This window comes from Alphaproteobacteria bacterium, assembly GCA_016722515.1.
Taxonomy (GTDB): Bacteria; Pseudomonadota; Alphaproteobacteria; order Rickettsiales; family JADKJE01; genus JADKJE01.
Genome location: JADKJE010000001.1, coordinates 584284 through 596750, shown reverse-complemented (window position 1 = coordinate 596750; position 12467 = coordinate 584284). Strand labels below are relative to the sequence as shown.

Genomic DNA, 12467 nt, shown 5'->3' with positions numbered 1-12467 from the left:
TTACGGCAACAAAGCTTCTGGATCAACGGCCTTTGTTTCTTTGCGGATGGCGAAGTAGAGTTGTGGTTTGCTGATATTGCCCGTGGTGCCGACATTAGCAACGGCCTGTCCTTCACTCACTTTCTCTCCTTCGCTGACAAAAATCTGGTCAGCGTGGGCATAAGTGGTGATGTAGTCGCTTTTGTGCTTAATCATCAACAAGTTGCCGTAACCTTTAATGCCATTGCCAACATAAATAACTTTACCAGGGGCTGAGGCCAGGATATCGGTTCCTTCTTTAGCGCTAATGGTGATGCCATCCATTTTTTCACCCGACTCTTTAACGCCAAAATGGGAAAGGACTTTACCTTTTAGGGGCCACGAAAAGCTAGGCGTGCCGGCACCAAACCAGCCACTATGCGCATTTCGCTTCTCTGAAGACTTCTCTACGTCATCGGGGGATACCGAGCTGGAAGCAAGCTCAACCTTGGCGTCTTGCTTTGATTCGGGTTTGGTGATTTTGGCTTGAGGTTTTAAAGCAGGGATTGGTGTTGGTTTGGATGATGGACTGTTAGGCAACGTAGTCGGTTCAGACTCTACATTGTTGAGGGGAAGATTCGGTGTTGCTTTGGCTGGTAGATCAGCCGGTAAATTATCAACGGATGGGGTTGCTGGTTGGCTAGGGTGTTGAGCCGTAGATGGAATCGTTACCGGTGGTATGGGAAGGGTGGTGACTTTATCGTTATCAGTAAATCGATCAGAACTGGGTAATAATGGTTCATCTTCCGTCGGTGAAAAAGGTGCTGATACATCCACTTTCTCTGTTTTTTGTTCAGACGGGATAGTAAAAGAGGTAGGCTCCGTATTGGCTTGCAGGGATGACGGAGTAAGGGCAATTTTTTGTCCTGCAAAAACGGTATAAGGTTCCGTCATGTGGTTGAATTTAGCAAGCTCATGCCAGTTTACGTTATAATTACGGGCAATGGATGCCAGGGTTTCACCCGCTTGGACAATGTGGGTGGATTCATTTGCATCAGCGGCAATATTGGCAGCATGAACTGATGAGCGTCTGGAAGATGAAGACGGGGTGGTTTTGGCTTTTTTAACCGTTGGCTTAGAATAACTATTCTGGCCATAGACTACTTCGGCTGGCTCTTGGCTGGCACACCCAGTAAGGATTAACGCACCAGAACATAAGCCGGTAAGGAACAAACAGGTAAGTAAATCGGCAGGAAACCTTTTAGTAAGGACGGACATGTCTATAAAACCCCAAACATCTAAAAAAGAACAGGGGCTAGAGTATGTTAATTAACAGAAAACTGCAAGTGCTGTAAAGGCAAAAACAAGCGGAAAAGAGAGGGGCACTTCAGGCGATTAAATCAGGATACAGGAAACATTCAAGATAGGCGATTTGATCTTTGAGTGTCAATTTACGTTTTTTGTGACGCTGAATGGTGAAAAGGCAACGCTGTGGGTCTTTATCCAGCGTTTGGATTAATTGATCCAGCTCGCGATGTTCGCGTTTAAGTTCGTCTAGCTCTTTCAACAGCTTATCTTCTTCCATAGGTTACCTCACCGAGGTGGCATTATAACCTATAATTTACATTTCTACAACCCTAGTTTTGGCTTTTAATGAAATTCACTTTCCGCCCCAGCGTTTCACCATCTGGGAGTCGATATTAAATAAATCTAAAATGCGGCCAACGGAGTGATTAATAATATCATCAAGCGTTTGTGGACGATTATAAAAAGCAGGCACTGAAGGAGCAATAATAGCCCCTATTTCTGCTAAATGAGTCATGGTCCTTAAATGACCAACATGAAGAGGAGTCTCCCTCACCATTAAGACTAATTTACGGGCCTCTTTAAGCGTTACATCCGCTGCTCTGGTTAAAAGTGAGGAAGTCACCCCCGTTGCTATCTCGGACATGGTACGAATAGAGCAAGGAGCAATAATCATCCCTGAGCAAGGAAAAGAACCGCTGGCAATGGCTGCCCCAATGTCATGGGCCTGGTATGAATGGGTGGCAAGTTGTTGGATATCGGCAGGGGTGAAGTCTGTTTCGGTTGCAAGCGTAATCACTGAAGCTTTGCTCATGACCAAATGTGTTTCTATCCCACATTGTTTAAGAACTTCAAGAAGCCTTATTCCGTAAAGGCTACCTGAGGCACTGGTAATCCCAATAATGAGCGATTTGTGTGTCATTGTTTATGCCTATTAATGGCTATCTGGCGTGGTTTTTGGTGCTTTACTGTTGGAAACTGATTTTTGTTTTGCTGCTGCAGGTTTGGTCTGTTTGGTTGCTTTGCGTTTTTTATGTTTTTTCTTCACCGATTTTTTTTTGTGAATGGTGGTTTTCTTTTTATAACTTGTTTTTTCAATTTTGCTCTGGGAGGCTATCTTGCTTTTTTTTTCTGGATCGGCTGAATTGGCGTCTGCATCAGATTTATCATCTGAAGGAACCGCATCTTTGCCAGTTTGTAGGGTAACGTTGTTTCTATCGATGGGCTGGGGGGCACCAAAATTATGTGCTGAATAGGTGGGATTATCGGAATGTTTGTTCGCGTATAAGGTATTAAACCCCTGGTTCATCAAAACAATCATTTTATCATCACGGCTTTGGATGCTGTCGCCACCCATGACTACGCCAATCAATGAAAAACCATTACGTCTGGCGGTGGTAACCAAGTTATAACCTGAGGCGCGGATAAACCCTGTTTTTAATCCCTCGGCTCCCCGATAATGTTGCAGAACGCGATTATGCCCCTTGATTCGCCGACCTTTAAAAATAAACCCAGTGCGCGAAAACAGAGGATAATATTCGGGATGATTGCGTTGAATGGCCATTGCCAGAATGGCAAGGTCATAGGCGGTGGTAATTTGTTCATCATCAGGAAGGCCTGAGGCATTTTTGAAAACGGTATTGTTCATGCCGAGTTTGCGCGCAGTCAAGGTCATCTGTTTTGCAAATTGCCATTCGCTGCCACCAAGCGCTTCAGCAGCCACAACGGCTGCATCATTGGCGGATAATACAATCATGCCTAAGACAACATCTTCTACCGACACTCTGGAGCCGGCTTTCAGACCTAATTTAAGGGGCGATATCTCCGCTGCTTTTTCGGAAACAGCAAGCATTTGTCCCATCGCGAGTTTTCCGGTTTTAAGTGCATCAAACACTAAGTAGAGGGTCATCATTTTGGTCAAGGAGGCGGGATATCTGGTTTCGCCTGCGTATTTTTGGTAAAGGATTTTTCCATTAGTTGCATCCACGATAAGCTCAGCTTTGCGTTCATCGGCACAAGCAGTTCCAGCAAATAAATGGAGCGGAAGGCTGAAAGCGGTGATTAATAGGAGTAACCGTATGATGTGTTTCCCAATAGCCATAACAACCTAATAATTAAATCACCCAACCCCCGGCAAACGACCTATATCTATCGCGGGGAAGCATTTTAGCATCATAAGTACTAAAAGTAAACACAAGGATAACGGCCGAGTCAACCATAAAACGTGTTTTCCCCAAATCAATCAACCCATATACGCTATGAATCGAAAGGTTATTGGAATCTTGAAACGTTAAGGATTTTAGAGTATAAAATGTCCTTTATATAAAAGAGGTTTAAATGGCTACTTCAGAACAACCATTGGTTAGTATCGTCATGGGAAGCAAGAGCGACTGGGACGTAATGGAATCGGCTCACGACATGTTAAAGAAATTAGCGATCCCTCATGAGGTAAAAGTAGTCTCAGCCCATCGTACACCCGATCGATTGATTGAATTTGCCAAAGGTGCCAAAGCAAGAGGCATAAAAGTGATTATTGCTGGAGCAGGAGGTGCGGCGCATCTTCCTGGGATGGTGGCGTCGATGACATCACTCCCTGTGCTTGGCGTGCCAGTGGAAAGCAAACATTTGAAAGGGTTGGACAGTTTATTATCGATTGTGCAGATGCCTGGTGGGGTTCCAGTGGGAACACTTGCTATTGGCAAAGCTGGTGCAACCAATGCTGGTTTGTTAGCCGCTTCTATTTTGGGTTTATCAAATACCGGCATTGCGGAATCAGTTGAAAAATTTCGCCGTGAGCAAACCGAATCAGTTCCTGAGTCACCACTTTCTTAAGCAGCAGCAATATGATTACATTTAACATGAATAAGCATCTATGTCGTTAGTTCCTGGTTCAATTATTGGTATTGTTGGTGGTGGTCAGTTAGGCCGAATGATGGGCCTTGCTGCTGCCGAATTAGGATATAGGGTGCATATTTTGACGGATCAAAAAGATTCCCCAGCATCCCATGTCAGTGTTAAAACCACCGTTGCGGAATATACCGATAGTGAAGCCATTCAACACTATGTTCAAAGTGTTGATGTGGTGACGTTTGAATTTGAAAATATCCCGGTTCAAATTCTTGATATGATGTCCGGTTATCGTGCTATCCATCCTTCGAGCCAGGTGTTGTATGTGACGCAGAATCGTGTGCGCGAAAACAATTCATTCGAAAACAAGGTATTCAAACGGCAGATTTCAGGGAAGTGAATTCTTTTGATGATTTAGTCGCGGCTGTAGGTGAATTGGGTTTTCCTTGTATCTATAAAACGGCCGAGTTTGGTTATGATGGCAAAGGACAGGTACGGATTACCCAGGAGACTTCGCTTGAGTCGGTATGGGCAACCTACCAGCATTATCATGGCATCGTTGAAGCATGGGTGCCTTTTATCAAGGAAGTATCGGTGATTGTTTGCCGTAACGTGCATAAAGAAATCCGTTATTTTCCTATAGCAGAAAACCGTCATGAGAATGGTATTCTAGTAGAAACATCGGTTCCTGCCAGCATAGAAACAGAGATAGAGAAAAACGCACAACAGATTGCCATTAAGTTGGCCGAGTCCCTTGATCTGGTGGGAACTCTGGCTGTTGAGTTATTTGTGGATCTTAACCACCAGCTTTTGGTTAATGAACTGGCACCACGTCCACATAATTCGGGCCATTTTACCATTGATGCGTGTATTACATCTCAATTTGAGCAGCATGTTCGTGCTATCTGCGGGTTACCGTTGGGCGATGCCGCACTTCATACACCGGCGAAAATGATTAATCTCATTGGGAAGGGGATTGATGATTGGCAATATTATATGCTCAACCCCCGCGCCAAAATCCATATCTATGGAAAGACCGAAGCAAAAGCAGGGCGTAAAATGGGGCATGTGACGATATTGGGGTAGGTTTGGATGAGATATTGCGTGGGTAGTGCAATGAATAGCCATTGCCTCTAGCTTACGTCTCATACTCCAAAAAAAGCTGAGTATGACGGAGTGCGTGGCGAACTATTTGTCGAAAAATACTACCATTTTCAATTTTTAGGCCGTTTTAAGTCGTACGAGCGAAGGAGGGTGTTGTCTAAAAACTGGGCATCAATACAGGATCATTCTGATCGGTTTGCAAGAGCAATCGCTCATCTGCTACCGAACAACAATCGGCTTGTCCGAACGGATTTCTTCCAGTGTTCCTAGAAAACGGTAGGTTTTCCCATCCAGAAAAACTTCTACGGAGCCTGGGTTGTTGGCAGAAATAAAAATTCCGTCTTTATTGCCCGGCACAAAAAGCGCATCGCCTTCTTTAAGTTGGTGAATGCTGGGATAGGCTTGATCGGCCGGGGTGATTTTTAAGATGGTGGAAGAGGTGGCCAAAACCACGATTTTGCTGCCTTTATCGGTTGGGCCTTTAATGAAGGCGCCAAGGGATGACATGCGTGAATTGCTTACGATAGACGGTTTTACTTGTAAGCTTTGATCGGCTCTGGATTTATGCCAGAAACCATAAATGATCAATGCCAGCGCAACCGAAATTAAAATAACCCACCATTTAGCTTTAAAATGGTTACCAGGTTGCGACACCGGCGTTTGCCAATCTTCGGTAGGCACATTATGTTTGCCAAGTTTGAAATTTTCAAAAAGCGGATTATTGTTAATGCCCAGATGTTTGGAATAACTCTTTAGATAGCCCTTCACATAGACATCAGCAGGAATATCGGCAATACGGCCTTCTTCCATGGCTTGCAGATAGCGGCTACGAATTTTAAGAGCCTCGGAGACCTCCTCAAGGGTAGAGCCTTTTTGCTGGCGCGTTTGCGAAAGTAAGCGGCCAATTTTTTGTTCAAGCGTTAAAACAGAGGGGCTTGCTCCATTAAAGAATTCCTGGTCGTATTTGCTGAGTTCATCATCATGAGCCGCAATAATAGGAGTTGCAGCTTTAGATTTAGAGCTCTCACGACGTTTCTCTACTACTTTATCCAGAGGATTTTTGATCCTTGTTGATTGCGGTTGATCAACCACCATCGTGTCGTTAAATTCATCTGAAAACAAACGTTCATTTTGTGCCATATCAACACCCACTCAACTTAAAATTAATGTTTTTGGACAATGTGCATTGTCTTTAAAACATGGTTTTTGCAATAATCAACAACCACCAAGGACCTTTTCCCACCCTGTTTAACGGATAATATCATGTAAGGGGGGGATTATGTCTACCCTTTCAATTTGACCCTCAATGGGCAGATCTATCTGGTTTGCGCTGCAATGTTCCCAGTCGGTTACTCCGGTGGCCTCGTTTAAATAAGATTTTGAAATGCTTGGTTTTTTGTTGATCTGCTGGTATACTACCGCGCATAGGAAAATAGATCCCATAATCAACACTATACCCATGGTATAGATCAGCCCTTTAAAGAAGCGGTCTACCGGTTGTTGTTCGTGTGGCTGTTGTGTCATAAATCTGTATAATAAAAGGTTTTGGGTATGGTATCACAGTTAGATAAATCATTGCAAGACCAAGAACAATTGAGTGCTTCCATGGAAGCATTCACAGTTGAAGCCGAATGGGTTTCAACAAGGCTGGATAAATATCTGGCCTCAGTTTCACCCACTCTGTCGCGCACCAGGGTGCAGCGATTGCTGGAAGAAGGGCATATTGCGGTCAATGATGCGATCTGCAAAGATGATTCTTACCGGGTTAAAGAAGGTGATAAAATCTGCATGGGTATTCCCGCGCCCCAGCCGACTGATCTGGTCGCCAACCCCACGATTCCCCTTGATATCGTTTATGAAGATGATGATCTGATTGTGGTTAATAAACAGGCTGGCTTATCGGTTCATCCGGTTAACATGCACGATCATCATACCTTGGTGAATGCGTTGATATCCCATTGCGGTGACAATTTGTCAGGCGTAGGCGGGGTTATCCGGCCTGGGATTGTCCATCGCCTGGATAAAGATACCACTGGCTTGATGCTGGTTGCCAAGAACGACCATGCTCACCAATTTTTATCGGAACAATTGGCAGATCGCTCGTTAAGTAGGGTGTATGTAGCGGTTTGTTGGGGAGTACCTAACCCTCCTTTTGCCACTATTAATACGCAGATTACGATGCACCCTCAGCATCGCACTAAAATGAGGGTGGTATCGCAAGGGGGCAAAGAAGCCATTACCAATTACCGCGTACTTGAGAGCCTGGCTGGAGGCAATTTTTCGATTGTTGAATGCCGATTATCCACAGGGCGTACCCATCAAATCAGGGTACATCTTAGCTATCGAGGCCATAGTCTGGTGGGAGATCATCTCTATGAAAAGCCCCTGTTAAAATCGTTGCGTAATCTTTCGCCTGCTGCACAGATGGCGGTAAAAGAATTCCCCCGTCAGGCGCTGCATGCTAAACAAATAGAGTTTATCCATCCTGTTACACAGGAAAAACTAACCTTTGACAGCCAGTTACCCGTAGACATCCAGAATTTAATACATACTATACCCAGTTAAACCCACTTAACGTGATAGGGTTCCTTTGGCGAGGGGAGCCTTTTGGAAGGGCGTGAACACGATGCGTATCTTACTCGTAGAAGATGATCAGATTTTAGGTTCGTCGCTTAAAAAAGCCCTGGAGAAGCATGCTTATGGCATTGACTGGTTTCAAGATGGTGAGTCTGCCGTTACAGCCTTGGCAAATAATGAATATGCAGCGCTGATCCTGGAGGGGCCTCCTGTTTACTGGTACGTTTACGGATATCTTGCACCATATCTATAATATTTTTAAATCCATCCAATGGAATAGAAGCATTCATGCTGCTGGCAAGCTGAATATCCTCAGCTTCACTTTGCACAAGTGAGGCATATGATTCGTTGGTACTGATAAACACGGTAAAAGCACAGAGCGTGCTAATGGTATATAGTTTGGATAATGTGGTCATGGATTTCCTTTTTTCTTTGGTTGCGTATAAATGGATTTTTCCTGTGGGCGTTATGAAAATCTCTGCGAATTTTTTTATCGTATTATTTCCTTAATTATTTGAATTTATTTTCATCCTCGTCTAAGTTATCGATAACGTCTTGAACAGTTCCTAAGTCAGTAGTTGTGAATAGCAGTTCACAGCTTTGTGAGTGAAGATAGATGCCTAGATATTCGGTTGCTAGACCTGATTCAATTGATCTGACATGAATAAATTCTTCTTTTCTTTTTTCTACAAGTGCGGAACGAATTAATTCTTTTCCTAATCCCAATTTGGCCTCATTAGATAATTTAAGAATTACCTTATATGCCTTATTTTTAATAATTTCCTGAGTAGGAAGCTGTACCTCGACTTGAATTAGATTTTTATCCTCTATTTCAAAATCTTCTTTCTGATCAAACGATCTATCTAAGATAACAACATATTTTTCTGACATTGACGTGCTTCCCATTGTTGTACCCGTTAGAAGTAGAGTCCTGAGTTTCTTATAACTGCTTTTGGTTTTACGATCAACACCGCAGGGGGGGGGGGAAGCTATTAGTAAGTAATTAGAAGGGAATGAATCCTTAGGCGGCTGTTTTAGGGGCTGTTGCAACCTGGGGTCGCAAATAAGCCAATGCTCAGTTCAAAATCTTGACTTCTGGCGCTTTTTATGATATTAAGTAATCTTAAGATCCACCTTTAAAACGTAGTATAATATCTAAACATGAGGTGGAAAAGGAGTTGTCCGTATGGCCCAGTTGTCATTGCCTGTTATTCAGTCGGATGGTTTATCACTTTACCTGGATGAGGTAAAACGTTTTCCTGTACTTAGCGCAGAAGAAGAATACATGTTGGCAAAGCGCTTTTCAGATTCAGGCGATGTTAATGCAGCTCACCAGTTGGTGACCAGCCATCTTAAGCTTGTTGTAAAAATTGCCTTTGGTTTCAGGGGATATGGTTTGCCCGTTATGGAGATGATCTCCGAAGGCAATATCGGCCTGATGCAAGCGGTGAAGCGGTTTGACCCGGAAAAAGGGTTTCGTTTGGCTACGTATGCCATGTGGTGGATTAAAGCTTCCATCCAGGAATATGTTTTACGTTCATGGTCGCTCGTTAAAATAAGCAGCGCATCAGCCCAAAAAAAATTGTTCTTTAACCTGCGTAAAATGAAGAATCAGCTCAAATTGCTGGATAACAAAGCGTTATCGGATGAGCACATCAAAGAGATTGCCCATAATTTATCGGTATCCGAACAAGATGTTAAAGAGATGAATCTACGTCTGACCTATGCCGATGAATCCCTCAATGACCCTATTTATGGGGCTGATGGTGAAGAGGGCGGCGAAGCCATTGATTACCTGGCATCTGGTGAAGATTCCCATGAACAGGTGGTGGCTGAAAAGCAAGATCTTCGTATTAAAAAGGGGCTTTTAGCCAATGCTTTTGGCAAACTCAATGAGCGTGAGCAGCATGTGATTAAGCAGCGGTGGCTCAAGGAAAATCCAGCAACGCTGGAAGATTTAAGCCAGCATTTTGGTATTTCCCGCGAGCGGGTACGCCAGATTGAGGCAAGAGCTATTGAAAAAATGCAGAGCTCCTGCACCGTGACTGCCTAACGTTCAACCTCTTTGCATAAACCTGGGAAGGTGAAAAAAAGGAAATAACACTTTCCTTAACACATAAATTCTATTACAATACGCCCGGTTTTAAGCTCTTTTCAATGGTAAACGATATGGCACGAGTATTACTGGTAGTAGCGCAGTTTTATGAAGATCTAGCCTCACAATTGGTTCAAGGAGCTTGTCATGAGCTGCATAACCTGGGCATGGATTATGACACAGTCAATGTTCCTGGAACCCTTGAAATTCCAGCCGCCATTAGTTTTTCCCTTCAACATGAATCGTATGATGGCTATATAGCCTTGGGTTGTGTCATTCGTGGCGAGACCAGCCATTATGATGTGGTGTGCCAGAGTGTCACTGCTGGTATCAACCACTTGGTTTTAACCCATAAATTGCCACTTGGTTTTGGTGTGATTACGGCTGAAAATATGGAACAGGCAGCCAACAGGGCTGATCCTTCCTTACGGAATTATGGCGGTAAAGCAGCCAGGGCATGCATTGAAATGATGAAGCTTAAAGCTCATTGGAGCGCTATTTAATATGCAGCAACCAGATAATACTCACGGGATGACATCACAAAAAGTGTCGCTTTATCGTCGTCATTTAGCACGCTTGGCCGCTGCACAGGGGGTGTTTTCGTTGCCTTTTGGGGAAGAGCTGCATGATGCGGCGTCATTGACTGAATTATTATTGAGTCACTATCAAATTGAAGCGGATGCACAAAAGGATAAGTCGCAACTGCATCTTATCCCCGATCGCCGGTTTCTTAAAAAAACGCTGGCAGGTACGATTGAGCATCTGGAAACTCTTGATAAACTGATTACGAACCATCTTGCTAAGGAATGGGATGTGGATACACTCGATCCTGTTATCCTTTCTATATTAAGGGTTGGTACCTACGAAATGTATTATACTGAGGTTCCCCCTAAGGTTGTTATTGACGAATACGTTGAAGTTACTCATCATTATTTTAGTGAGGTTGAGTGCCGTCTGGTGAATGCAGTGCTGGATGCCATGTATAAATCGGGTGCTCGGGATAAAATTTAGCAACCAGTGAGCGCGTTTTATGCGCGAAAATGATATTATCGAGCGGTTTCTAAAGCCGTTATCTGTGTTTATGCCCGGTAGTTTGTCTTTACAGGATGATGCGGCGTATTATCATCCGCATCATGGTAAAGAGCTCGTCATAACCCAAGACGCGATGGTAGAAGGGGTGCATTTCTTGCCAGATATGGAGCCGGCCCTGATTGCCAAACGGCTGATACGAACCAATTTATCGGATTTAGCGGCCAAAGGTGCTGTGCCTAAATCTGTTTTATTATCGATGATTTTATCACCCGGCTGTGATGAATCATGGGTTTCAACATTTACCCACGGGTTTGCAGAAGATTGTTCTTATTTTAAAATAGGATTGATTGGCGGTGATACGGTGATCCATTCGGGCTCATTAGTACTCAGCCTAACTGCTCTGGGTGAGGTAGCAGAAGGGATGGCGCTAACGCGTTTAACAGCAAGGCCTGGCGATTTGATTTATGTTTCAGGCGAATTGGGTGTGGCTTCTCTGGGGCTTATGCTTTTAAAAGGGGACAATCTTTCCCTTGATAAAACAATAAAGGAGCAGGCGCTTAACCGTTTTCAACAACCGGAACCTCGGTTGAAGTTAGGCCAGTCTTTATTGGGTTTGGCCTCGGCCTCTATGGATATTTCTGATGGGGTGATTCTGGATTTGAAGCGTTTATGTAAGGCCTCAAACGTTGGGGCTATGGTTCATCATGAAAAAATCCCTGTAATCGAGATTCCAGGAACCGAGCGTTTGTCACTTATGACGTTTGGCGATGATTATGAATTGCTGTTTACGATACCGCCGGATATGGCCAACCGTCTTGACTCGCTCAGTAGCCACTTAAAAATCGCCCTTACCTGTATTGGTGAAATAACCGCTGGTTCCCACGTTAGTCTCATCGATCGTGACGGGAAAAACATGGCGCTTAGCCGCGATGGATTTGAACATCATCCTCATTCTTCATAAGGCTCTTATTGTTAGCAACGTGATAGGTGGTTATTCTTTAGAATAATCAATGGCTCTTGAGTTATAGCGCCCGATATTACCCAGGAATTGTTGGATAATCGAAAGATCCTTACCATAGGTGGGCGTATGCTCCTGCACCGCGACAATGTCCTTCATGTCTTTTTCGGAATAATGCTTGACGTCTGTCAGGGTGCCATCGTTATTGAAGTGGATAGCAATGACCGATTCTTTGGTAATTTTAGGTTTTAAGAAGGCAACGGATTGTTGCTCTTTGCTGACATAATACCAGGTCTCATCGCCATAATCGTTATAGGTAGAAGGGGAACCCATGGTTTTAAGGACTTCTTCCTTGGTGGTTGTGCCGATGCTCAGCTGTTTTAAGGCTTCTTCATCGAGGGTATAACCACGATTGGTCGTGGTGGTGAGGCATCCACATAGACTGGATGCAGTAAAAAGGAGCACTATCAGAAGAAAAGAACGGCAGTTGAACATAATGATAACAAATTTAGCTGGATTTATCCGAGTTTTTCCGTTATAACACGGGACAACCCCGAGAGAACGGCTTTTGTGCCCCTATGTTACCGTGTG

General features: G+C 43.9%; 15 protein-coding genes and 1 pseudogene. 7 read left to right on the top strand and 9 right to left on the bottom strand.

The window, feature by feature from the left end:
- The 4 genes from IPP74_02715 to IPP74_02700 form a co-directional block, all read right to left on the bottom strand.
- Entirely contained in the window at nucleotides 1–1236 is a 1236-nt protein-coding gene (locus tag IPP74_02715; protein MBL0318205.1) for a M23 family metallopeptidase, read from the bottom strand.
- 109 nt (nucleotides 1237–1345) lie between these two features.
- On the bottom strand, nucleotides 1346–1543 hold the full coding sequence (locus IPP74_02710) for a YdcH family protein (GenBank protein ID MBL0318204.1): 198 nt from the start codon (nucleotides 1541–1543) through the stop codon (nucleotides 1346–1348).
- Nucleotides 1544–1618: 75 nt separating this feature from the next.
- Nucleotides 1619–2185, bottom strand: coding sequence for a UbiX family flavin prenyltransferase (locus tag IPP74_02705; GenBank protein MBL0318203.1), 567 nt, complete (start codon nucleotides 2183–2185; stop codon nucleotides 1619–1621).
- 12 nt (nucleotides 2186–2197) lie between these two features.
- Nucleotides 2198–3364, bottom strand: a complete 1167-nt coding sequence (locus tag IPP74_02700; GenBank protein MBL0318202.1) for a D-alanyl-D-alanine carboxypeptidase — start codon at nucleotides 3362–3364, stop codon at nucleotides 2198–2200.
- A gap of 236 nt (nucleotides 3365–3600) precedes the next feature.
- Between IPP74_02700 and purE the strand changes: the two genes are divergently transcribed.
- Together purE and IPP74_02690 are read left to right on the top strand one after the other, a co-directional pair.
- Nucleotides 3601–4095: a 5-(carboxyamino)imidazole ribonucleotide mutase gene (gene purE / locus IPP74_02695; GenBank protein MBL0318201.1), complete on the top strand. Its 495-nt coding sequence runs from the start codon at nucleotides 3601–3603 to the stop codon at nucleotides 4093–4095.
- Nucleotides 4096–4135: 40 nt separating this feature from the next.
- Nucleotides 4136–5196, top strand: a pseudogene (locus tag IPP74_02690) (5-(carboxyamino)imidazole ribonucleotide synthase).
- 237 nt (nucleotides 5197–5433) lie between these two features.
- Here IPP74_02690 and IPP74_02685 read toward each other — a convergent pair.
- The gene (locus IPP74_02685; GenBank protein ID MBL0318200.1) at nucleotides 5434–6354 is read right to left on the bottom strand and encodes a helix-turn-helix domain-containing protein; all 921 of its coding nucleotides are present in this window, start codon (nucleotides 6352–6354) and stop codon (nucleotides 5434–5436) included.
- Nucleotides 6355–6462: 108 nt separating this feature from the next.
- A complete protein-coding gene (locus IPP74_02680) occupies nucleotides 6463–6738 on the bottom strand; it encodes a hypothetical protein (GenBank protein ID MBL0318199.1) in 276 nt (91 codons plus the stop codon).
- An 81-nt stretch (nucleotides 6739–6819) separates the two neighbouring features.
- Here IPP74_02680 and IPP74_02675 point away from each other — a divergent pair, with 81 nt between their 5' ends.
- A complete protein-coding gene (locus tag IPP74_02675) occupies nucleotides 6820–7779 on the top strand; it encodes an RluA family pseudouridine synthase (protein MBL0318198.1) in 960 nt (319 codons plus the stop codon).
- A 170-nt stretch (nucleotides 7780–7949) separates the two neighbouring features.
- On the opposite strand, the gene IPP74_02670 is transcribed toward IPP74_02675, so the two are convergent.
- Both IPP74_02670 and IPP74_02665 read right to left on the bottom strand, forming a co-directional pair.
- The gene (locus IPP74_02670) at nucleotides 7950–8207 is read right to left on the bottom strand and encodes a hypothetical protein (protein ID MBL0318197.1); all 258 of its coding nucleotides are present in this window, start codon (nucleotides 8205–8207) and stop codon (nucleotides 7950–7952) included.
- Between the two features lie 94 nt (nucleotides 8208–8301).
- Nucleotides 8302–8682 (bottom strand): hypothetical protein, encoded by a 381-nt coding sequence (locus IPP74_02665; GenBank protein ID MBL0318196.1) that lies wholly within the window; start codon nucleotides 8680–8682, stop codon nucleotides 8302–8304.
- Between the two features lie 295 nt (nucleotides 8683–8977).
- Between IPP74_02665 and rpoH the strand changes: the two genes are divergently transcribed.
- From rpoH to thiL, 4 genes are all read left to right on the top strand, one after another.
- Nucleotides 8978–9844, top strand: coding sequence for an RNA polymerase sigma factor RpoH (rpoH, locus tag IPP74_02660; GenBank protein MBL0318195.1), 867 nt, complete (start codon nucleotides 8978–8980; stop codon nucleotides 9842–9844).
- A 116-nt stretch (nucleotides 9845–9960) separates the two neighbouring features.
- Nucleotides 9961–10389: a 6,7-dimethyl-8-ribityllumazine synthase gene (locus tag IPP74_02655; GenBank protein ID MBL0318194.1), complete on the top strand. Its 429-nt coding sequence runs from the start codon at nucleotides 9961–9963 to the stop codon at nucleotides 10387–10389.
- 1 nt (nucleotide 10390) lies between these two features.
- Nucleotides 10391–10897, top strand: coding sequence for a transcription antitermination factor NusB (gene nusB / locus IPP74_02650; protein MBL0318193.1), 507 nt, complete (start codon nucleotides 10391–10393; stop codon nucleotides 10895–10897).
- Between the two features lie 19 nt (nucleotides 10898–10916).
- Nucleotides 10917–11879, top strand: coding sequence for a thiamine-phosphate kinase (gene thiL, locus IPP74_02645; protein MBL0318192.1), 963 nt, complete (start codon nucleotides 10917–10919; stop codon nucleotides 11877–11879).
- 30 nt (nucleotides 11880–11909) lie between these two features.
- Here the strand turns inward: thiL and IPP74_02640 are convergent, their stop codons facing one another.
- Nucleotides 11910–12371 carry an outer membrane protein assembly factor BamE gene (locus IPP74_02640; GenBank protein MBL0318191.1) on the bottom strand — a complete coding sequence of 154 codons (462 nt, stop codon included), beginning with the start codon at nucleotides 12369–12371 and terminating at the stop codon, nucleotides 11910–11912.
- Nucleotides 12372–12467: the final 96 nt, after the last annotated feature.